General features: G+C 61.3%; 21 protein-coding genes. 15 read left to right on the plus strand and 6 right to left on the minus strand.

Going from position 1 to position 20,477, the window contains the following annotated elements; translation table 11 throughout:
• Position 1: 1 nt before the first annotated feature.
• From pta to Q5Y75_RS14310, 5 genes are all read left to right on the plus strand, one after another.
• Positions 2 to 1,003 (plus strand): phosphate acetyltransferase, encoded by a 1,002-nt coding sequence (gene pta, locus Q5Y75_RS14290; protein ID WP_306198553.1) that lies wholly within the window; start codon positions 2 to 4, stop codon positions 1,001 to 1,003.
• Between the two features lie 100 nt (positions 1,004 to 1,103).
• Positions 1,104 to 3,917, plus strand: coding sequence for a molybdopterin oxidoreductase family protein (locus Q5Y75_RS14295; RefSeq protein WP_306198556.1), 2,814 nt, complete (start codon positions 1,104 to 1,106; stop codon positions 3,915 to 3,917).
• A complete protein-coding gene (locus Q5Y75_RS14300) occupies positions 3,914 to 4,762 on the plus strand; it encodes an alpha/beta fold hydrolase (protein WP_306198559.1) in 849 nt (282 codons plus the stop codon). Before Q5Y75_RS14295 ends, Q5Y75_RS14300 begins: the two co-directional genes overlap by 4 nt.
• Positions 4,759 to 5,523, plus strand: coding sequence for a 4Fe-4S dicluster domain-containing protein (locus Q5Y75_RS14305; protein ID WP_306198562.1), 765 nt, complete (start codon positions 4,759 to 4,761; stop codon positions 5,521 to 5,523). Before Q5Y75_RS14300 ends, Q5Y75_RS14305 begins: the two co-directional genes overlap by 4 nt.
• Positions 5,523 to 6,395, plus strand: a complete 873-nt coding sequence (locus tag Q5Y75_RS14310) for a dimethyl sulfoxide reductase anchor subunit family protein (RefSeq protein ID WP_306198564.1) — start codon at positions 5,523 to 5,525, stop codon at positions 6,393 to 6,395. Before Q5Y75_RS14305 ends, Q5Y75_RS14310 begins: the two co-directional genes overlap by 1 nt.
• Before the next feature lie 45 nt (positions 6,396 to 6,440).
• Here Q5Y75_RS14310 and dapA read toward each other — a convergent pair whose 3' ends face one another.
• On the minus strand, positions 6,441 to 7,313 hold the full coding sequence (gene dapA / locus Q5Y75_RS14315) for a 4-hydroxy-tetrahydrodipicolinate synthase (RefSeq protein WP_306198566.1): 873 nt from the start codon (positions 7,311 to 7,313) through the stop codon (positions 6,441 to 6,443).
• 128 nt (positions 7,314 to 7,441) lie between these two features.
• Between dapA and Q5Y75_RS14320 the strand changes: the two genes are divergently transcribed.
• Entirely contained in the window at positions 7,442 to 9,424 is a 1,983-nt protein-coding gene (locus tag Q5Y75_RS14320; RefSeq protein ID WP_371933265.1) for a lytic transglycosylase domain-containing protein, read from the plus strand.
• Here the strand turns inward: Q5Y75_RS14320 and Q5Y75_RS14325 are convergent.
• Positions 9,389 to 10,228, minus strand: a complete 840-nt coding sequence (locus tag Q5Y75_RS14325; protein WP_306198764.1) for a DMT family transporter — start codon at positions 10,226 to 10,228, stop codon at positions 9,389 to 9,391. The two genes, Q5Y75_RS14320 and Q5Y75_RS14325, sit on opposite strands and share 36 nt — an antisense overlap.
• 35 nt (positions 10,229 to 10,263) lie before the next feature.
• Positions 10,264 to 10,929, minus strand: a complete 666-nt coding sequence (gene mnmC2 / locus Q5Y75_RS14330; protein ID WP_306198568.1) for a tRNA (5-methylaminomethyl-2-thiouridine)(34)-methyltransferase MnmC2 — start codon at positions 10,927 to 10,929, stop codon at positions 10,264 to 10,266.
• Between the two features lie 113 nt (positions 10,930 to 11,042).
• Between mnmC2 and Q5Y75_RS14335 the strand changes: the two genes are divergently transcribed.
• On the plus strand, positions 11,043 to 12,083 hold the full coding sequence (locus tag Q5Y75_RS14335) for an NAD(P)/FAD-dependent oxidoreductase (RefSeq protein WP_306198570.1): 1,041 nt from the start codon (positions 11,043 to 11,045) through the stop codon (positions 12,081 to 12,083).
• Here Q5Y75_RS14335 and Q5Y75_RS14340 read toward each other — a convergent pair.
• From Q5Y75_RS14340 to Q5Y75_RS14350, 3 genes are all read right to left on the minus strand, one after another.
• Positions 12,061 to 12,870 carry an HTD2 family dehydratase gene (locus Q5Y75_RS14340; RefSeq protein WP_306198572.1) on the minus strand — a complete coding sequence of 270 codons (810 nt, stop codon included), beginning with the start codon at positions 12,868 to 12,870 and terminating at the stop codon, positions 12,061 to 12,063. The two genes, Q5Y75_RS14335 and Q5Y75_RS14340, sit on opposite strands and share 23 nt — an antisense overlap.
• A gap of 22 nt (positions 12,871 to 12,892) precedes the next feature.
• On the minus strand, positions 12,893 to 13,432 hold the full coding sequence (locus Q5Y75_RS14345; protein WP_306198574.1) for an NADPH-dependent FMN reductase: 540 nt from the start codon (positions 13,430 to 13,432) through the stop codon (positions 12,893 to 12,895).
• Positions 13,433 to 13,534: 102 nt separating this feature from the next.
• Positions 13,535 to 14,194, minus strand: a complete 660-nt coding sequence (locus Q5Y75_RS14350; protein ID WP_306198575.1) for a YiaD family glycine zipper/OmpA-like lipoprotein — start codon at positions 14,192 to 14,194, stop codon at positions 13,535 to 13,537.
• A gap of 236 nt (positions 14,195 to 14,430) precedes the next feature.
• On the opposite strand from Q5Y75_RS14350, the gene Q5Y75_RS14355 reads away from it, so the two are divergent.
• The 8 genes from Q5Y75_RS14355 to Q5Y75_RS14390 all read left to right on the plus strand — a co-directional run bounded on the left by Q5Y75_RS14355 (position 14,431) and on the right by Q5Y75_RS14390 (position 20,237).
• Complete coding sequence (locus Q5Y75_RS14355) at positions 14,431 to 15,399, plus strand: cation efflux transmembrane domain-containing protein (RefSeq protein WP_306198577.1); 969 nt, start codon at positions 14,431 to 14,433, stop codon at positions 15,397 to 15,399.
• 54 nt (positions 15,400 to 15,453) lie between these two features.
• Positions 15,454 to 16,068, plus strand: coding sequence for a ribonuclease D (locus Q5Y75_RS14360; RefSeq protein ID WP_306198579.1), 615 nt, complete (start codon positions 15,454 to 15,456; stop codon positions 16,066 to 16,068).
• The gene (locus Q5Y75_RS14365; protein ID WP_306198581.1) at positions 16,065 to 17,033 is read left to right on the plus strand and encodes a KpsF/GutQ family sugar-phosphate isomerase; all 969 of its coding nucleotides are present in this window, start codon (positions 16,065 to 16,067) and stop codon (positions 17,031 to 17,033) included. Before Q5Y75_RS14360 ends, Q5Y75_RS14365 begins: the two co-directional genes overlap by 4 nt.
• 13 nt (positions 17,034 to 17,046) lie before the next feature.
• Entirely contained in the window at positions 17,047 to 17,646 is a 600-nt protein-coding gene (locus tag Q5Y75_RS14370) for a hypothetical protein (protein ID WP_306198584.1), read from the plus strand.
• Between the two features lie 3 nt (positions 17,647 to 17,649).
• On the plus strand, positions 17,650 to 18,141 hold the full coding sequence (gene lptA, locus Q5Y75_RS14375) for a lipopolysaccharide transport periplasmic protein LptA (RefSeq protein ID WP_306198587.1): 492 nt from the start codon (positions 17,650 to 17,652) through the stop codon (positions 18,139 to 18,141).
• Positions 18,141 to 18,899: an LPS export ABC transporter ATP-binding protein gene (gene lptB, locus Q5Y75_RS14380; RefSeq protein ID WP_306198589.1), complete on the plus strand. Its 759-nt coding sequence runs from the start codon at positions 18,141 to 18,143 to the stop codon at positions 18,897 to 18,899. Before lptA ends, lptB begins: the two co-directional genes overlap by 1 nt.
• 247 nt (positions 18,900 to 19,146) lie before the next feature.
• Positions 19,147 to 19,710 carry a ribosome hibernation-promoting factor, HPF/YfiA family gene (hpf, locus tag Q5Y75_RS14385; RefSeq protein WP_306198591.1) on the plus strand — a complete coding sequence of 188 codons (564 nt, stop codon included), beginning with the start codon at positions 19,147 to 19,149 and terminating at the stop codon, positions 19,708 to 19,710.
• 62 nt (positions 19,711 to 19,772) lie between these two features.
• On the plus strand, positions 19,773 to 20,237 hold the full coding sequence (locus Q5Y75_RS14390) for a PTS sugar transporter subunit IIA (protein ID WP_306198594.1): 465 nt from the start codon (positions 19,773 to 19,775) through the stop codon (positions 20,235 to 20,237).
• Positions 20,238 to 20,477: the final 240 nt, after the last annotated feature.

The following is a 20,477-nucleotide window of genomic DNA, read 5'->3' on the forward strand; positions in this document are numbered from 1 at the left end:
CGTGAAACCTTTACGCACAATACTCGGGGCTGCGACCAGCTCCGACAAGATCATCGCCCTCGCTGAGGGCGATGATCCGCGTGTGGTGGAAGGGGCGGTAAAAGCCCGCGCCGAGGGTATCGCCCAGATCATCCTGGTGGGAGAGCGGGACAAGGTTTCGGACCTGCTAGCTGCACATGGTGGGGCCGATCTGGACGGTATCGAGATCCACGATCCCGCAACCTCCTCTCATGGCGAAGATTTTGCGCAGGCGCTTTTTGAGCTGCGCCAGCACAAGGGCATGACACTGGATCAGGCGCGGGTGCAGGTCACGCAAAGGCTTGTTTACGCTGCGATGCTGGTGCGTCAGGGACTGGCTGACGGCACGGTTGGCGGTGCAGTCGAAACCACGTCGAACACCGTGCGGGCCGCTTTGCAGATCATCGGAAAGGCGCCAGAGGCCGCGATGGTTTCCAGCTTCTTCCTGATGCTCTATTGCAAGGATCATCACGAGGTCAAAGGCGCGCATATCTTCTCTGATTGCGGTTTGGTCGTCGACCCGGATGCCGCTCAAATGGCTGAAATCGCGCGTAGTTCAGCCGCGTCTTACCACGCCCTGACCGGTGAGGTGCCGCGGGTTGCGATGCTGTCCTTCTCGACAGCAGGCAGCGCGGATCATCCTCGCGTTTCCAAAGTGGTCGAGGCAACCAACCTGGTCAAAGCAGCCGAGCCGGATTTGCTGATTGACGGTGAGCTGCAATTCGACGCCGCCTTCGTACCCGAAGTTGCCGCCAAGAAAGCCGCAAACTCTCCGTTGGAGGGGCAGGCGAATGTTTTTGTGTTCCCCAATCTGGACGCCGGAAACCTCGGCTACAAGATCGCCCAGCGCATTGGTGGCGTAGAAGCCATCGGACCTGTTTTGCAGGGGCTTGCGAAACCGGCGAACGACCTTTCGCGGGGCTGCTCAGCCGAGGATGTCCTCCATATGATCGCCGTTACGGCGGTTCAGGCGGAGAACGCCTAGACCTAGAACAAAAGCAAATTCTGAACGGCAAAACGAAAAAAATGTTCCTGAATTCGCACGGATGTGGGAAGGATCGAACTGAAAACCGACAGGGGCCGATATGAACCAGCCGATAATCGATACCTCGCCCGCCGTGTCCGACGAGGTGCGCAAAACGACGTGTTATATGTGCGCCTGCCGGTGCGGCATCAATGTCCACATGAAGGATGGCAAGGTTGCCTATATCGAAGGCAATCGGGATCACCCGGTGAACAAGGGCGTTTTGTGCGCCAAGGGATCGGCGGGGATCATGCAGGTCAATGCGCCTTCGCGTCTGAAAGCGCCGCTTAAACGGGTCGGCCCGCGCGGGTCTGGCGAGTTCGAAGAGATCAGCTGGGACGAGGCGCTGGACATCGCCGCCGGTTGGCTGGAGCCGATCCGCAAGGACGACCCCTCAAAGCTGGCCTTTTTCACTGGCCGCGATCAATCGCAAAGCTTCACCAGCTTCTGGGCGCAGAATTTCGGCACCCCGAACTATGCCGCGCATGGCGGGTTTTGCTCGGTCAACATGGCGGCGGCCGGCATCTACACGATGGGCGGCGCATTCTGGGAGTTTGGCCAGCCTGATTGGGACCACACCAAGCTGTTCATGCTATTCGGCGTGGCCGAGGACCATGACAGCAACCCGATCAAAATCGGTCTGGGCAAGATCAAGGCGCGCGGCGCGCGGGTGATCGGCGTGAACCCGATCCGCTCGGGCTATAACGCGGTTGCCGATGACTGGGTGGGAATCACTCCTGGTACAGATGGGTTGTTCATCCTGTCGATGATCCATGTGCTGATGAAAGCGGGCAAGATCGATCTGGACTATCTAAGCCGCTATACCAACGCGCCGGTGCTGGTAAACGCCGCAGAAGGACCGGAACAGGGTCTATTTTTGCGCGACGACGATGGCAAACCACTGGTCATCGACCGCAACACCGGAAAGCCCACGCCATTCGACCAGAAGGGCGTACGCCCCGATCTGTCCGCGACATATGAGAAAGACGGCGTGACCCATCGCCCGGTCTTCCACCAGATGGCGGAACGCTATCTCAGCGACGAATACGCGCCCGAGGCGGTTGCAGAGCGCTGCGGCATTCCGGTGGGCAAGATTCGCGCGATTGCCTCCGAACTGGCACGTGTCGCCTTTGACGAGGCGTTTGAGCTGGACAAGGAATGGACCGATTTCCGGGGTGAAACCCATTCCAAGATGATCGGTCGACCCGTCTCGATGCATTCGATGCGCGGCATCTCGGCCCATGCCAACGGGTTCCAGACCTGCCGCGCCTTGCACGTGCTGCAGATTTTGCTCGGTACGGTCGAGGTGCCCGGCGGCTTCCGCTTCAAGCCGCCCTATCCCAAGCCGGTCGAGGCGCACCCCGCGCCCCATGTGGGCGTCACCCCCGGCGGCCCCCTCAATGGCCCTCACCTGGGTTTTGTGCGCGGCCCCGAGCATCTGGCGCTGAAAGAGGATGGCAGCGCGGCAAGGATCGATAAGGCGTTCACCTGGGAAAACCCGATGTCCAGCCACGGGCTGATGCATATGGTGATCTCGAACGCCCATGCGGGCGATCCCTACAAGATCGACACGCTGTTCATGTATATGGCCAACATGTCGTGGAACTCGACCATGAACACCAAAGGTGTCATGGAGATGCTGACCGACAAGGATGAGAATGGCGACTATGTGATCCCCCGGATCATCTACTCTGATGCCTATTCATCGGAAATGGTGGCCTATGCCGACCTGATTCTGCCGGACACCACCTATCTGGAGCGCCATGACTGCATCTCGTTGCTGGACCGCCCGATTTGCGAAGCGGATGCAGCCGCAGACGCGATCCGTTGGCCGGTGATTGAGCCTGATCGTGATGTGCGCGGCTTCCAGACCGCTCTGGTCCAGTTGGCCAACAAGATGGGGCTGCCCGGTTTCACCAATGAGGATGGGTCGGCAAAATACACCGATTATGCCGACTATATCGTCAACCACGAGCGCCGCCCTGGCATTGGCCCGCTGGCCGGGTTCCGGGGAGAGAACGGCGATCAGGAAGGGCGCGGCGCGGTCAATCCGGATCAGATGAATCGCTATATCGAAAATGGCAGCTTTTATATCGCGCATATCCCCGATGGTGCGGATTACTACAAGCCGTGGAACACCGCCTATCAGGACTGGGCAGTCGAATTGGGCATCTATGACAGCCCGCAGCCTTACCTGTTCCAGCTTTATGTAGAGCCCATGCGCAAGTTCCAACTGGCCGCCGAGGGGCATGGCGACCGGCAACCCCCCGATCACCTGCGCGACCGCATCAAGGAACAGCTGGATCCGCTGCCAATCTGGTATGAGACCGATCAGACCGGCAATGAAGGCTATACCGTCAACGCGCTGACCCAGCGCCCGATGGCGATGTATCACTCCTGGGGCACGCAGAACGCCTGGCTGCGCCAGTTGCACGGACGCAACCCGCTTTATGTGCCGACCAAGCTGATGCACAAACACGGGCTGAGTGATGGCGACTGGGCGCGCGTCTCGTCCCCGCATGGCGCCATCACCGTACCGGTGATGGAGATGGCCTCGCTCAACGAAAACACCGTCTGGACCTGGAACGCCATTGGCAAGCGCAAGGGGGCCTGGGCGCTGAGCGATGACGCGCCGGAAGCCACCAAAGGCTTCTTGCTTAACCATCTGATCCACGAATTGTTGCCGCCCAAGGGCGATGGGCTGCGCTGGGCCAATTCTGACCCGGTCACCGGTCAGGCGGCCTGGTTCGACCTGAAGGTGAAAATCGAAAAGGCTGCCGCCCCAGGCGAAGCACAGAGCCAGCCCGAATTTGCGCCGATCAAGTCTCCGGTTGGTCAAGGGCCGGACGCTCTGGCCTGGAAGGTCGGGAAATGAGACAGCACCGGATCACCGGGCATGATGGCGTCAGACTGGAGGTCTTCGATCTCGGCCCCGAAGAGGCGCCACCCATCCTGTTGATTCATGGCTGGTCGCAACACCATCTGAGCTGGGAACGACAATATCCGCTGGCAGAAGAGTTTCGGCTTATCATGCCGGATTTGCGTGGGCATGGCGCCTCGGACAAACCCGATGACGCCGGGGCTTATGACAATTCCCTGCCCTGGGCCTCGGATGTGGCTGCCATCATCGATGCGCTGTCGCTGGATCGTCCCGTGCTGGCTGGCTGGTCGATGGGCGGCGCGGTGGCCGGGGATTATGTCAAACATTTCGGCGATCAGGGCATTTCCGGGTTCTGCCTGGTGGATTCCTTTGCCACAACCGGCTCACATATGGCGACAGCGGCGCGCGATGCCCGCGCAGCGGATGACGCCGTTGTCGCCGCCGGAATGACGACATCCGATCAAGCCGCAAACCTTTCGGCCACTTTGGCCTTTGTCAGAGCCTGTTTTCATCAACAACCCAACCCGGATGACCTGGCCCGCATGGTCGGGTTCAACATGCTCTGCCCACCGCATATCCGAAAGGCCGCGCGGCAACGCGACGAGGATTACCGCCCCTATCTGGCCAAGATGCGCGTCCCGGCGCTGATCCTGTGGGGCGCGCATGACCGCCCCGCGCCGCCGATGGTCGGAGAAGAAGCAGCCGCGGCGATCCCCACGGCCAGGGTGCTGATCTATGAGGAGTGCGGCCACAGCCCGTTCTGGGAAGAACCCGACCGCTTCAACGCCGATATTCGACACTTCGCCCGACACTGTTTTGAGATGGAGCCAGGCCCATGACCGAGCTACCCACCACGACCGAGCGCAAGATGGGCCTGGTCATCGACCTGGACACCTGCGTCGGCTGCCATGCCTGCGTGATTTCCTGCAAAGGCTGGAACACCGAGAATTACGGCGCGCCGCTCAGCGATCAGAACCCCTATGGCGCAGATCCTTCGGGCACTTTCCTGAACAGGGTGCATTCCTATGAGGTGCAGCCCGAGACAGGCCCCGCGCAGCTGATCCACTTCCCGAAATCGTGCCTGCATTGCGAGGATGCGCCCTGCGTCACCGTCTGCCCCACCGGGGCCAGCTACAAGCGGGTCGAGGACGGGATCGTTCTGGTCAATGAAAGCGATTGCATCGGCTGCGGTCTCTGCGCCTGGTCCTGCCCATATGGCGCACGCGAGCTGGACCAGGCCGAGGGCGTGATGAAGAAATGCACGCTCTGCGTAGACCGGATCTACAACGAAAACCTGCCCGAGGAAGACCGCGTGCCGTCCTGCGTGCGCACCTGCCCGGCGGGCGCGCGCCATTTCGGCGACTTCGCCGATCCCGACAGCCATGTCAGCAAATTGACCGCAGAGCGCGGCGGCATGGACCTGATGCCCGAAATGGACACCAAGCCGGTGAACAAATACCTGCCCCCGCGCCCCAAGGACCAGATCGACGAACAGATCGACATTCTTGCACCGCTGCTGGCACCGGTCGCCGAAGAAGCTGGCGGGTTTCTTGGCTGGCTGGACAAGGCGCTCGACAAAATGCCCGGAGGATCTCGCTGATGCATCCCGCACCATCCGTCATCGTCTTCACCACTCTGTCCGGCCTCGGATTTGGCCTGCTATTCTTTCTGGGCCTTGGCCTGCCCGATGTCACCGGCTGGGTCGCCTTTACCTTCTTTGCCATCGCTTATGCGCTGGCGGTTGGCGGGCTGATGGCCTCGACCTTCCATCTTGGTCATCCCGAGCGCGCGCTGAAAGCGTTCACGCAATGGAAGTCCAGCTGGCTCAGCCGCGAAGGCTGGTGCGCGGTGATCGCGCTGGTCCTGATGGGACTCTACGCGCTGGGAGTGGTGTTTCTGGGCCAGAGATGGGGGCTTCTGGGTCTGTTAGGCTCTGTTTTTTCCATTCTGACCGTCTTCACCACCTCGATGATCTATACCCAGCTCAGGACGATCCCGCGCTGGAATATGAAGCTGACACCGGCCATGTTTCTGTCCTTCAGCCTGGCGGGCGGCGCCTTGCTGGCCGGGCAGGTCGGGGCCGCGCTGCCCTTGCTGCTGGTCGCGGCCTTGGTGCAGTTGGGCTATTGGCAGATGGGTGATCGGGCCCTTGCGCATTCGGGCACGGATCTGGGCACTGCGACCGGCCTGGGCACACGCGGCAGCGTGCGCGCGTTCGAGCCGCCCCATACAGGTACCAACTATCTGCTGCGTGAATTCGTGCATGTGGTGGGGCGCAAGCATAGCGACAAGCTGCGGATCATCGCCTTTGGCTTGGCCTTCGTCGTACCTGGGATACTGCTGCTGCTGCCCTTCGGCCACCTCTTCGCGCTGATTGCAGTCCTGTCCCATCTGGCAGGCGTCGCCACCTCGCGCTGGCTGTTCTTTGCCCAGGCCGAACATGTGGTCGGTCTGTATTACGGAAAGCGCTGATAAAGGTTGCCAAGAGGGGGCCAGCCCCCTCTTGGCCTGCGGGTCTTAGATCAGGCCCGCATGTTGCATGGCAGCGTCGATGGCGGCCTTGGTGCTGTCTTCGAGGCAGGTGAGCGGCAGCCGCACCTCTTCTGAACAAAGATCCAGCTTGCTCATGGCGTATTTCGCCCCGACCAGTCCGGGCTCCATAAAGATCGCCTCATGCAGCGGCATCAGCTTGTCCTGATAGTCGAGCGCGGCGGCGTAATCGCCGCGCAAGGTTGCCTGCTGGAATTCGGCGCAGAGGCGTGGCGCGACATTTGCAGTGACCGAGATGCAGCCGACACCGCCATGGGCATTGAAGCCCAGCGCGGTCGCATCCTCGCCCGAGAGCTGTATGAAATCCTTGCCGCAACTTGCCCGCTGCTGGCTGACGCGGGCCAGATCACCGGTCGCGTCCTTGACGCCGACGATGCGGGGCAATTGCGCCAGCTCACCCATGGTTTCGGGCGTCATGTCAACGATTGAGCGGCCGGGAATATTGTAGATGATGATCGGCACATCAGCGCAATCATGCAGCGCCGTGAAATGCGCGACCATGCCCCGCTGAGTCGGCTTGTTATAATAGGGCGTGACCACAAGCGCCGCATCCGCGCCGACGCGGGCGGCAAATTCGACAAAGCGGATCGCTTCGATCGTGTTGTTCGATCCCGCCCCCGCAATCACCGGCACCCGACCTGCAGCGGTTTTAACAACCTCTTCGATCACGGATTCATGCTCGTCGTGGCTCAGGGTGGGGCTTTCACCGGTGGTTCCAACCGGCACCAAACCGGTCGATCCCTCGCTGATATGCCACTCAACCAGACGTTTGAGCGTTTCCAGATCGAGCTCGCCGTTGCGGAACGGGGTGACGAGGGCAGGCATTGAGCCTTTGAACATGGAACGCTCCCTAGAATTCGGCCACGACGCACGGAATGCGCGCCAATCAAGCGCACCGGCACAAATGTGAGTTGATCCCGGCGGCGCACGGCTTATCGTGAAAGGCTCTAGCCTTGGTTTGCCGGGAAATGCAAGTGATCTCACGCGTTCTATCCGCTCTTGTCGTCCTAATTGGTGTTGGTTTTTGGGCATCCGCCCCCGCGGGGGCCGATCCGGCCGGGGATTTGCGTGCCGGTTTGGCGCAAATGCGCAAAGGCGACTGGAACGAAGCCCTTAGGGTTTCGGGCCGGCGCGGCTCTGTGTCCCGCGACGTCATCGTCTGGCACTGGCTGCGCAACGGGTTCGGCAGTTCGGGCGATGTGCTGGTGTTTCTGGACCGCCGCGCCGATTGGCCGGGGCTGGATTGGCTGCGCCGCAAGAGCGAGCCCAGCTTCACCAATGCTGATCCCGAACGTGTGCTGAATTTCTATGCGGGAAAACCGCCCCAGTCCGCGGAAGGCGCGTTGAACTATGCCGTGGCGCTGAAATCGACGGGACATCAGGGCGATGCCGAGGCGGAACTGGTCAAAGCCTGGCGCACCATGCCGATGGGCAGCGGGTTGCAGAAGGATTATCTGGAGAATTTCAGCCGATTGCTGAAGCCGCATCATGCCGCCCGGCTCGACAGGATGTTGTGGCACGGGCATATGGTCAGCGCCAAACAGATGTTGCCGCTGGTCAGTTCTGGCCAGCAGAAGCTGGCTGAGGCGCGGATCGCCTTGCGTGGTATGGCGCCGGGCGTGGATAGCAAGATCAAGGCGATCCCCGCGTCGCTGATGGATTCTCCTGGGCTCGCCTATGAACGCTTCGTGTGGCGGGACCGCAAGGAGTTGGACGACAGCGCCATCGATCTGATGCTGGAACGCTCTTCCAGCGCGGAGGCGTTGGGAGAGCCCGACCAATGGGCCGAGCGCCGCCGCCGACTGACCCGGCTGGAAATGCGCAATGGAGACCCTGATAAGGCCTATCGCATGGCCGCGCGCCATCACATGACGCCGGATATGGGCTATGCCTATGCCGATCTTGAATGGCTTGCGGGCTATATCGCGCTGCGTCGCTTGAACGATCCCAACACCGCTGCGCAGCATTTCGAGCGTTTCGATGCAGCGATCCAGTCCCCGATCTCGAAAGGGCGCGCGGGCTACTGGAAGGGACGGGCCTATGCAGCGGCAGGTGATGCCGACAAGGCGCATGAGGCCTATGCGATGGGTGCCGAATACCAGACTTCGTTCTATGGGCTCCTGGCCGCCGAGCAGATCGGGCGGCCCTTCGATGCGAACCTAGCCAGCCCACCCGATCATCCGCCCTGGCAGGATGCTGCATTCACCAATTCCAGCGTGCTGGAGGCGGGTCTGCTGCTGCAACAGATCGGCGAACGGGATCTGTCGGAACGATTTCTGACTCATCTGGCTGAGAGCCTGGATTCTGTGCAAGCCGCGCAGTTGGGCGAGATGGCCATCGACAAGGGCGAGTCGCATCTGGCGGTGATGATCTCGAAACGCGCCGCGCGCACCGGTCAGGTGCTGCATGCGGCGTATTACCCGGTGCACCCGGTTGCCAAGCTGAACCTGCCGATGGCAAAAGAGATGACTCTGGCCATCGCCCGGCGCGAAAGCGAGTTCGATCCGGTGGTGATCAGCGGCGCAGGCGCGCGCGGGCTGATGCAGGTGATGCCTGCGACGGCGAAACTGGTGGCCAAGGATTTGGGCGTTCTGGGCGGGCACAGGACCGACCGACTGACCTCGGACTGGAAGTACAATGCCAAGCTGGGCGCAAACTACCTTGCGGGTCTGGCGGGCGATTTCAACGGCAATGTGGTCATGATGGCCGCCGGATATAATGCCGGTCCGCGCCGCCCGATTTCGTGGATGCAGCGCTTCGGCGATCCGCGCCGCAGTTCGGTGGATATGATCGATTGGATCGAGCACATCCCGTTCAAGGAAACCCGAAACTACGTCATGCGCGTCACCGAAAGCCTGCCAGTTTACCGGGCACGGTTGGGGAAAGACCCGCTGCCGGTGCCGTTTTCGACAGAGCTATCGGGATCGACCCTGAGCGCGTTCGCGCCATAAGGTGAACAACCCCGCGGCAACGATCAGCGCTGCACCGACCACGACGGATGTTCTGAGGTGCTCATTGAACACCACGATGCCGAGGATCGCGCTCCACAGCAGGTGGAAATAGGCGAAGGGCTGCACCGCGCTGGCCTCGGCCATTTCATAGCATTTGATTAGCACCCAGTGGCCCAGGGCGCCGCTGACGCACAGCGCGGCCATCCAACCCCAGTCCGGCGGACTCATCGGTTGCCAGAACCAGAGCCCGATACAGGTCATCGCGACAGCCCCGGCCAGGCCGGTCCAGAAAAAGCTGGTCTCGGCAGTGTCGCGGCGGGCGGCATAGCGGGTCAGCAACCCGTAAAGCGCAAACAAAAGGGCCGAGATCAATGGGATCACCGCCCAGATGTTAAAAACACCCCGACCCGGTTGCAGGATGATCAGCACGCCGATGCAACCGACAACAATCGCCATCCAGCGCCGCCAACCGACCTGTTCACCCAAAATAGGCCCACTTAGAGCCGCAATAATCAGCGGATAGCAGATGAAGACGGCCATGCTGTCGATCAGGCCCAGAATGGTGAAGCCATAAACTGCGACACAAACCTCGGTGGCCAAAAGCAACCCGCGCAGGATTTGCAAGCCGGGCTGATCGGTGCGCGCCGCTTGCCGAATACCACCAGACCGGCGCGCGGCAAGTGCCACCACAAAGGCTGCGAAGAACCAGTAGCGGATCATCACCACCATGTAGGTGTTATAGGTCCCCGCCAGGTGGCGCGAGATACCGTCCTGCAGGGCAAAGATCACCGTCGCCGCAAGCATCAGCGCGACACCTGCGGGGATGTTGTTCTGCTGGCTCACAGTTTCACCGCGCGGGTCATGTGCCGCTTGCGGCCATAGCCGGGGCTGCGAGTGACGGAGAAGCCTGCCGCCTCCAGCCCCCGCCGCACGAAACCGGCCGCCGTATAGGTCGCTGCAGTTCCGCCTTGCCGCGTATGGGCAGCCACCTCTGCCATCAAGTCAGGCTGCCAAAGCTCGGGATTGCGCGCGGGTGAGAAGCCGTCGAGGAACCAGGCATCCGCCCGCCCATCCCAAGTGCCAAGCGTCTCGCGAGCATCGCCGTGAATGACGCGCAGATGAAGACTTTCTAGATCGCAGGACTGTCCGTTCCAACCGCTCAGGAACCGATCCGCCCAGGGCGCAAGCTCGGGAAAGGCGGCCAAGGCGCGGGCCATTTCATCCTGCGCCATCGGAAATGCCTCAAAACTGGTGAAGCCTAGCGGAGCGGTCTGCCCGCTACGCTCCCACTCGGCCCAGGCGGTCAGCATGTTCAGACCGGTCCCAAAACCCAATTCGGCAATGTGAAAGCCCTTAGCGAACCGTCCCGGCAGGTCATTACCCGCCAGAAACACGTGGCGTGTCTCTTCCAGCCCGTTCTGGAGCGAGAAATAGGGATCGTCGAACCGGTCGGACACTGGAACTCCGGCCTCGGTCCAACTGAGTTCGGCGCGTTGGTCGCTCATGCCTTGATCCACCCGTTTTCCGAAGCGCCGCTTGATCCGAAACCGTTTCACACTTGTCGGATTGCGCTCTAGAGATATCCGCAACGGCGCGACACTGGAGAAAGGCGGCGATCTTGGCAAGCATCGATATCACCATTCGCGGGGCGGGCATCTTCGGGCTCTCGATCGCCTGGGTTTGCGCTCGGCGCGGCGCGAAGGTGCAGGTGGTGGACCCGAACGGCCCCGGTGCGGGATCGTCCGGCGGGCTGGTCGGTGCCCTGGCCCCGCATGTGCCCGAGAACTGGAATGCCAAGAAGGCGTTTCAATTCGATAGCCTGATGCTGGCCGAACCGTTCTGGCGCGATGTCGAGGCCACGGGCGGCGTCTCTCCCGGCTATGCGCGGCTGGGGCGGTTGCAGCCGATCCTCGACGACAAGGCACTGCAATTGGCACGCGCGCGTGAGGTTTCGGTCCGCTCGCTTTGGCAAGGCGCGGCGGACTGGTCGGTGCGTCCGGTCGCCGAGGTTGGAAACTGGGCCCCGGCTTCGCCCGCCGGCTATGTGATCCACGACACGCTCACTGCTCGCATGCATCCACGTCGTGCCTGCGCCGCGCTGAGTGCGGCGCTGACGGCATTGGGGGCGCAGATTGTGAGTGAGGCAGCGGATGCCGGACAGGTTCTGCACGCCACCGGTGTGTATGATCTGGCAGAGCTCAGCCGGGCGTTCGGCAAGACTGTGGGCAATGGCGTCAAAGGTCAGGCTGCTCTGCTGCGGTTCAACGCGGGCGAGGTACCGCAGATCTTTGCGGATGCGGTGCATATCGTGCCCCATGCGGATGGCACGGTCGCGATCGGCTCCACTTCGGAACGGGACTTTAGTGACCCTAACAAGATCGATTCTGCGCTGGACGATGTTTTAGACCGGGCCACGCGCGCTCTGCCGGTACTGCATGGCGCTGAGGTGATCGAGCGTTGGGCTGGTTTGCGGCCCCGCGCGCGCAGCCGCGCACCAATGCTGGGCGACCACCCGCTACATCCCGGTCAATTCATCGCCAATGGCGGCTTCAAGATCGGCTTTGGCATGGCCCCGAAGATCGCCCAGGTGATGGCCGATCTGATGCTGGACCGCAAAGACGACATCCCCGAGGATTTCAGGCCTGAGAAATCGCTCTGAACTGGGCCTCCATACACTGGCGCCCATCCGGGCCGCGCACCCATAGGGCCTGATCCTTGAGACACAATTCGGCGGTTTCCGTATGGGTCAGCGGTGCGGTGGCGCGAAAGCTGAAACGCACCACCGGCCCGCAAAGATCCTGCGCGAACAGCATCAGCAACTGCGCCAGCAGCGGCCCATGCACCACCAGCCCGGCATAACCCTCGACCTCGCGGGCGTAGTCCAGATCATAGTGGATGCGGTGACCGTTGAAGGTCAGCGCTGAGTATCGAAACAAGAGCGTACTGTCGAACCGGACAATGCGCCTTTCGGTCTCGTCGGTGCGCGCGACGAGCGGCACCGGGGGCGGCACGCCCGGCGCGGGGTCTTCGCGATAGACCAGATCCTGCCATTCCGTCACGCAGATTCGCCCGCCCTGATGATAATCGTGCCGCAAGGTGACGAACCCTAACGGGCCGGAGCGGCCCTGTTTCGTGTTCGACACTTCAAGAACCGAGCGCCGCTCTGCATCTTGTCCAGCCAGAAGCGGCTGGTGGAAGGTCAGCCGACCACCAGCCCACATCCGGCGTGGCAGCCCCATATCCGGGATCAACCCGCCCTGCCCTACGCGCGGGTGCCCGTCGCGGCCCAAAGCCTCCGGCGGCTGAGGAGACCAGAAATAGAGATGGTGAAAGAACAGCGGCAAGGGACCGCCCTGCGCAACCGTCTCAGCCCGGCCAAGCGTAATAAGCCCCGCCGCGGCGCGGGCGGGGTCCAGTGGATCGCTGTGGGTCTCGGTATGCTGCACTTTCCGAGCCTAATAAGGCGACTTAGGCGATCTGAGCACGCAGCTTCTCCATCAGTGCCTGCAATGACTGTTCATAGCGCTCATTCTTCAACCGGCCATCATCATGAAACTCGGCCGAGCTGCTGGCCACGTGGATCTCGGGACCGGTGATCAGGCGGGGCTGAAAGGGCACCAGAAAGGTCCGCAGGATCATCTGCGACCGCTCGCCGCCTGCGCGGCCTGCGGCGGCGGACATCACGGCGACGGGCTTGTCGGCCCAGGGATTGCCCTTGGTGCGGCTCACCCAGTCCAGCGCATTTTTCAGAACGCCGGAGGGGCCCTTGTTGTATTCCGGGGACGAGATGACGATGGCATGGGCCCGCGCAATCTGATCGGTCAGCACCTGCACCGCTTCGGGGATGCCGGCCTCGGCTTCCACATCGCCATCATAAAGCGGCAGGTTCAGGTCAGCTTCGATGAACTCGGAGGGGCCAAACAACCGCGCCGCCTCGCGCATGAGCTTGCGATTGGTGGCCTCGCGTCGCAGCGATCCGGAAATACCAACAAGAACAGGGGCCGACATGCAATTTCTCCATCAGATGCGTTTGCCCTGATCTAGCGCGAGAACGGGCAAGGCCAAAGCCCTGCCCGCGCGCATCAGGTGTTGAGAATTGCAGAGCCGCGATTAGGAATTGCGTGGAATGATATAGATCTCGACGCGCCGGTTCTGCGCTTTCCCTGCTGCGGTCAGGTTGGAGGCGATGGGCACCTCTTCGCCCCGGCCGATAATGGTGATCCGGTCATAGGTCACGCCACCGGCCTGCAGGATGTCGGCCACCGAGTTGGCGCGCCGCTCGGACAGGTTCAGGTTATACCCGGCATCGCCATCGCTGTCGGTATGGCCGACGACCTGAATGGTGGAATTCGGGTAGCGCAGCAGGTTCTGCGCCACTTTGCTCACCTCGCTCCGCAAGGCAGGACGCACGGTGGCGCTGTCGGTGTCGAAGGTGATGTCGCTGGGCAGCGAGACCAGCAGGCGGTCGCCCTGGTTGACGATTGTGATGCCGTCATTGGCCAATTGCTGGCGCAGCTCGGCGGCCTGCTTGTCCAGTTGGTTACCGGCGATGCCACCGGCTGCGGCGCCAATCGCTGCCCCGGCCAATGCGCCAAGACCCGGATCGGAATCATTGGCGATCGCGCCAACACCCGCACCAACCAGCCCGCCGATCAGGGCGCCCTGTTTGGTGTTCTTGTTCGGATCGGTCTGCGAGGCCAGCGTTGCCGGATCGGTACAGGCACTCAGTGCGACAAGGGCGACAGCTGCGGTAATCTTTACGCTTTTCATGGGAACGGTCACTTTCTGCTCGGTGCGCCGCTTGTCGGCGCGGGACTATGTTTCTGCCATGTTATATCACGCCGAACCGATATCGGCTCAAGCGCAATGGCGCAATCATCGGCAGATAGCCGCGCAATTCAACTTCATTCTTGCGTGATCGCCGGACAAACCCCAACTCCGATCAGATTGACCGGGCGCTGGTTTCGCGGATTGATACAGTCGAGATCAGCAAGGGAGACGCAACGATGTCACATGCCAAGAGCGCCGCGCAGAGCGAGGCCCGCGCCTTCCGCCTGAGTATGGTTGCGAACCTGTTGATGGGTGCTGCCGGGGTCGTCGCGGCGGTGCTGTCAAACTCGCAAGCCATTCTGGTGGATGGGCTCTTCTCACTGGTGGGTTTTGTTGCGGGCTATTTTGCCCTGCGCATCCGCAAACGCGTCAATGCTATCCCCGACCGTCACCGCCCCTGGGGCTATGCGGCGGATGAGGCGATCTTTACCACCTTCCGCGCCCTGTCCCTGCTGGGCGTGGTGATCTTCGCCATCCTCGGCGCCGCAACACGGATCTATGCGTACCTGATCGGCAAGCCCATTCCCGAAGTCCAGATGGGGCCGGTTATTGTCTACTTCCTGCTGATTAGTGCCACATGTCTGGCGCTCTGGGCGTTTCACTACATGGCATGGCGCAAGGGCGGAAAGGTCAGCGGCATGCTGCGGATCGAGGCCAGTTCCGCCGCCTTTGACGGGGCGGTCACCATGGTGGCCGGGATCGGCCTGATCGGTGTCTACTATTTGCGCGACAGCGTGCTCGCGCCCATCACGCCGATCGGGGACTCGCTGATCGTCATTCTGTTATGCGGTTTTGCCATCAGCACCTACTGGAGCAGCTTCACCAGCGGGCTGGCCGAACTGGCTGGGGCCACCGCCCCGCCCTCCGAACTGATCAAGGCGCGCCGGGCCTTACGTGAGGTTTTCGCGGACTGGCCCGGCAAGGTGGTTGATCTGGCGCTCAGCAAGCTGGGCCGCTCTTATCAGGTGGCGATCTACCTGACACCAGCCCGCGCCTTGACCGGGACCGAGGTCGACCGCCTGACTCATCAGGCCACGCGCGCGCTGGCACCGGTGCTGGATCGGTCGGATGTCTTTGTGATCATCTCGGATCATGGCCGCCACCTGCCGGAGCTGGACCCGCCCACGCCGGATCGGCCCGGTTGAGTTCGGGGCCAAAACACCCTATCTCGGGCCGCGTATGTAACGAAGGACCTGCCGGTGGCAAATCATCTCTACAAAAACGATCTGCCCGACGGGCTGGACCTTGGGCCAGTGGTGGCGATCGACTGCGAAACCATGGGGCTGAACCCGCATCGCGACAGGCTCTGCGTGATCCAGATGTCAGGCGGCGACGGCGACGCACATATCGTCCAGGTCGAGAAAGGCCAGACCGAGGCCCCCAATCTCTGCGCCATGCTCACCGACCCGAATGTGCTGAAACTGTTTCATTTCGGACGGTTCGATGTTGCTGCAATGTATCACGCCTTTGGGGCGCTGGCCGCGCCTGTCTATTGCACCAAGATCGCCAGCCGTCTGGTGCGCACCTATACCGACCGGCATGGGCTCAAGAATCTGTGTCAGGAACTGCTCAGCATCGACATCTCGAAACAGCAGCAGATGAGCGATTGGGGGGCCGAGACGCTGAGCGATGCGCAGCTGGATTATGCGGCCTCGGATGTCCTTTATCTGCATCAACTGCGCGACAGGCTGAACGCACGGCTTGAGCGTGAGGGCCGGAGCGACATCGCGCAGGCTTGCTTCGACTTTCTTCCCACCCGCGCCCGGCTGGATCTGGCCGGCTGGCCGGAAACGGACATTTTTGCACATTCATGACCGAAACAAACACCCTTCTGAGCACGGCCCGACAAGTCATCACCGATGAAGCGAAAGCGCTTGAGGTGCTTCGCGATGGGCTGGACGCGCGATTTGAACAGGCGGTGCAGATGATCCTCGACGCCACCGGGCGGGTGATCGTCAGCGGCATCGGCAAATCGGGCCATATCGGGCACAAGATCGCGGCCACGCTGGCCAGCACAGGCACACCGGCCTATTTCGTGCACCCTGCCGAGGCCAGCCATGGCGATCTGGGCATGCTGTCCAAGGGCGATGTGGTTCTGGCAATCTCGAACTCGGGCGAAGCGCCCGAGCTGGCCAATCTGCTGGCCTTCACCCGCCGCTTCGGCATCCCGCTGATCGGGCTGTCCAGCAAGCCGGAAAGCACGCTGATGAAAGAAGCGGATGTGCATCTGCTGATCCCGTCTCTGGGCGAGGCCTGCGGCTATGGGATCGTCCCCTCGATCTCGACCACATTGACGCTGGCGATGGGGGATGCGCTGGCGATTGCGCTGATGAAATACCGCGATTTCCGGCCCGAGAATTTCCGCGACTTCCATCCCGGCGGCAAGCTGGGCGCGCGGCTGAGCAAGGTCAGCGACCTGATGCATACCGGCGAGGACCTGCCCCTGGTCGCAGCGGATACCGACATGAGCGATGTGCTGCTTGAAATGAGCCAGAAAGGCTTTGGCGTGGCCGGTGTGACGGGAACGGATAACGCGCTGCTGGGCATCATTACCGACGGTGACCTGCGGCGTCATATGGACGGCCTGCTGACCCGCACGGCAGGTGACGTGATGACCGAAGACCCGACCACGATCTCGCCCGACTCGCTTGCCGAAGAGGCGGTCTCGATCATGGATAAGCGCAAGATCACCTGCTTGTTCGTGGTTGCCCCCGAGCAAGACCAGACCGCACGCGGCCTGATCAAGATCCACGACTGCCTGCGCGTCGGTCTGGGCTGAAAGGGGCGGCAAGGTGGACAGCCATTCCCGACTGGTGCAGTTCCTCAAGGTGCTGCTGCCGCTTGCGGCGTTGGGTCTGCTCTCCTCTCTTTTCCTGCTGTCAGACAGTGTCGACCCCGAATCCACCATCCCCTTTGCGGAAGGGGATGTGATCGAACGCATCCGGGATCAGCAGATCACCGAACCCTTTTTCAGCGGCGTCACCGAAAAGGGCGAAGAGATCCAGTTCACCGCAGATGCTGTGAGCCCTGGCGGCGCCTTCAGCCCCGCCGAGGCCAGCAACCTGCGCGCGTCGCTGACACTGAACAATGGCGGCCATATCAACCTGACCGCCAATTCGGGCCATCTGTCGATGGAAGACGAGGTTGCGACCTTCGTTGGGAATGTCGTTATCACCACGGCAGACGGGCTGGAAGTGACCACCGACCTCCTTAATACGTCGACGCGAGAGGTGGCCGGAAGCGCCCCCGGAGACATCGCGGGAAACGGGCCGATCGGGGAATTTACCGCCGGAAGCATGGAGTTGGGACCAAAAAACAATGATGGCCCCGTCCATCTTCTATTCAAAAACGGCGTTAAACTGATATACGACCCTAAGACATCCGAAAGATAAGCTGTGAACCATTTCCGTACCCTGTGCCTTTGTGTGTTGATTACGCTCTTCGGGGCCGCCGTTGCGGCGCAGGGTGCCAATGTCGCTTTTGGCGCGGTCAAGGCCGACCCGAGCCTGCCGGTCGAGGTCACCGCCGACAATCTCGACGTCAATCAGGAAGACGGCTCGGCCGAGTTCACCGGCAATGTCTTTATCTCACAGGGCGAGATGCGCCTGTCGGCCAAGCGGGTGCTGGTGATTTACGAGAAAGAGAAATCCGGCATTCAGCGGATGGAGGCGACCGGCGATGTCGTGCTGGTCAGCGGACCAGACGCGGCGCAGGCCGAAAGGGCCGACTACACGATCGAATCCGGTGTGATCGTCATGACCGGTGACGTGCTGCTGACCCAGGGCCAGAACACGGTGACCTCGAACGAGATGGTGGTCAATCTGGTAACCGGCACGGCGCAGCTGACCGGGCGCGTCAAAACCATCCTGAACCCGGAAGGCGACTGATGGCCCGCGCCGATCTGACAGTGACCGAGGGCAAGTCAGGCCTCAGGATCGACAAGCTGCGCAAGTCCTATAGCAAGCGCACGGTGATCCGCGACGTGTCGATGTCGCTGGACCGGTCCGAGGTGGTCGCGCTGCTGGGTCCCAACGGATCAGGTAAGACCACCACATTCTACGCCATTGCGGGCCTGGTTTTTCCCGAGGCCGGGACCGTTACCATTGATGGCCAGAATGTCACCACCCTGCCGATGTATCGCCGCGCACGCCTTGGCATTGGCTATCTGCCGCAAGAGATGTCGATCTTTCGTGGGCTGAGCGTCGAGGACAATATCTCAGCCGTGCTCGACGTAGCCGAGAAACACGGCCACAAGCGCAAGGAAAGGCTGGAAGAGTTGTTGTCGGATTTCTCGATCGAGCATCTGCGCCGCGCCCCCGCGCTGGCGCTGTCGGGCGGGGAACGGCGGCGGGTCGAGATTGCCCGTTGCCTGGCGGCCAAACCCAAATACCTGCTGCTGGACGAACCCTTTGCAGGGGTCGACCCGATCAGCGTCGGAGATATCCGGCATTTGGTGGCCGATCTCAAGAAACGCGGGATCGGCGTGTTGATCACCGACCACAATGTGCGCGAAACGCTCGAAATCGTGGACCGTGCCTATATTCTGCACGATGGTCAGGTCTTGATGTCAGGCACGCCTGCCGAAGTTGTCGACAATGAAAACGTGCGCCGAGTCTACCTTGGCGAGAACTTCCGCATCACCTGATCCGCGAAGTTCTGACAGATTCATGCGGCGAAATCTCTGATTTTCGACCCGGTTGCCATTGACTCTCCGCCTGTCTCTTGCCTCAATTGGAACATGGCAGAGCTGTGCTTTATCACGGGTTCCAGGTGTCCCTTTTCCGGGGAGAAACCCGCTCATGAACCGCACGCCATGCCTGTCCCCACCGCCCGCAAGTAAAGACGCATCGGTTTTTGGTGCGACACCGGGCGTGAATTGTGAAGGAGATCACATGCGTTACCAGATCAGCGGAAAACAGATTGATATTGGCGAATCTCTGCAGACTCATGTGCAGACGGAACTTGGCGAGGTCATCCAGAAATATGCCCAGCGCCCCACCGATGCCAACGTCGTGTTTTCGCGCTCGGCGCATGAATATGTATGCGAAACAACCGTGCATCTTTCGACCGGGTTGACCGCCCAGGCCAAGGCCCATGCCACTGAAATCTATGCGGCTTTTGAGGGATGCTGCGACAAGATGGAAACCCAGTTGCGCAGGTACAAGCGCAGGTTGAAGGACCACCACAAGGATCGCTCAGAGCCAGTTGAACTTTTTGGCGCGTCGTCCTATATCCTCGCTTCTGAAGAATCGACCGAAGCCGCAGAACCGGCATCCCTGCAGCCCATCATCGTGGCAGAAATGGAAACGCAGATTCCGTCCCTGTCGGTTGGCGAGGCCGTGATGCAGATGGAACTGGCTGGTGCACCGGTGCTGGTTTTTCGGAACGAGAACAAAGACGGGTTGAACGTCGTGTATCGCCGCGAAGACGGCAATATCGGTTGGATCGACCCGTAATAGGCAAGAAACAGACAAAGGTGTCACCGTTCGCGGTGGCACGAAATGCGGAGCAAGCACAGATGGAGCTTTCAAGCATCCTCAAACCCGAAGCTGTGAGGGTATTCTCGACAGCTTCGAGCAAGAAGCGTCTGTTTCAGGAGATCGCCGATCTGGCCTTTGCCGTGCATGGACAGAACCCGGAAACAACGGTCGAGGCCTTGTTGGAACGCGAAAGCCTAGGGCCGACCGGCGTCGGGCATGGCGTCGCCTTGCCGCATGCTCGGCTGTCAACACTCGACAAGGTCTCGGGCGTCTTCATCCTGCTGGAAAAACCCATCGATTTCGGTGCCGTGGACCGGCAACCCGTCGATATCGCCTTTGCGCTTTTTGCACCCGAAGACGCAGGTGTTGAACACCTCAAGGCGCTGGCGCTGGTGTCTCGCACGCTGCGGGACCAGGCAATCTGCAACAAGCTCCGGTCCAATCTGGACCCCGCCAAGCTGCATGCAATCCTGACTGAGTCACATCCCGTTCAGGCCGCCTGACGCTAACAACCCCGACAATCAGACACCCTGCGGCCCAAACCGGTCCACACCTGCTGTGCTCGTCAGTTCAACTGACCCCAAATCAAGAAGACAGAACAAAGAAGCAAATGGTGCCAGAAACAGCTGCCAATACCGGCGACTGATCTCTTGCCCTTTGTCATCTGTACCCAGCGGGTCAGAAACCCCGACAACTCAAGGCGCCAACTGACTATAGCTTTGCGAGCGCGGTTGCTGCCATAT

Origin of the sequence: Ruegeria discodermiae (assembly GCF_030758345.1) — a bacterium.
Taxonomy (GTDB): domain Bacteria; phylum Pseudomonadota; class Alphaproteobacteria; order Rhodobacterales; family Rhodobacteraceae; genus Ruegeria_C.

Bases quoted from the DNA above. Each gene is read 5' to 3' on its own strand.
- Q5Y75_RS14355 (WP_306198577.1), top strand. From the start codon at position 14,431: ATGTCACATGCCAAGAGCGCCGCGCAGAGCGAGGCCCGCGCCTTCCGC.
- Q5Y75_RS14310 (WP_306198564.1), top strand. From the start codon at position 5,523: ATGCATCCCGCACCATCCGTCATCGTCTTCACCACTCTGTCCGGCCTC.
- Q5Y75_RS14365 (WP_306198581.1), top strand. From the start codon at position 16,065: ATGACCGAAACAAACACCCTTCTGAGCACGGCCCGACAAGTCATCACC.
- dapA (WP_306198566.1), bottom strand. From the start codon at position 7,313: ATGTTCAAAGGCTCAATGCCTGCCCTCGTCACCCCGTTCCGCAACGGC.
- Q5Y75_RS14295 (WP_306198556.1), top strand. From the start codon at position 1,104: ATGAACCAGCCGATAATCGATACCTCGCCCGCCGTGTCCGACGAGGTG.
- mnmC2 (WP_306198568.1), bottom strand. From the start codon at position 10,929: ATGAGCGACCAACGCGCCGAACTCAGTTGGACCGAGGCCGGAGTTCCA.
- Q5Y75_RS14325 (WP_306198764.1), bottom strand. From the start codon at position 10,228: ATGCTTGCGGCGACGGTGATCTTTGCCCTGCAGGACGGTATCTCGCGC.
- Q5Y75_RS14300 (WP_306198559.1), top strand. From the start codon at position 3,914: ATGAGACAGCACCGGATCACCGGGCATGATGGCGTCAGACTGGAGGTC.
- Q5Y75_RS14320 (WP_371933265.1), top strand. From the start codon at position 7,442: ATGCAAGTGATCTCACGCGTTCTATCCGCTCTTGTCGTCCTAATTGGT.
- Q5Y75_RS14305 (WP_306198562.1), top strand. From the start codon at position 4,759: ATGACCGAGCTACCCACCACGACCGAGCGCAAGATGGGCCTGGTCATC.
- lptB (WP_306198589.1), top strand. From the start codon at position 18,141: ATGGCCCGCGCCGATCTGACAGTGACCGAGGGCAAGTCAGGCCTCAGG.
- Q5Y75_RS14350 (WP_306198575.1), bottom strand. From the start codon at position 14,194: ATGAAAAGCGTAAAGATTACCGCAGCTGTCGCCCTTGTCGCACTGAGT.
- Q5Y75_RS14390 (WP_306198594.1), top strand. From the start codon at position 19,773: ATGGAGCTTTCAAGCATCCTCAAACCCGAAGCTGTGAGGGTATTCTCG.
- Q5Y75_RS14345 (WP_306198574.1), bottom strand. From the start codon at position 13,432: ATGTCGGCCCCTGTTCTTGTTGGTATTTCCGGATCGCTGCGACGCGAG.
- hpf (WP_306198591.1), top strand. From the start codon at position 19,147: ATGCGTTACCAGATCAGCGGAAAACAGATTGATATTGGCGAATCTCTG.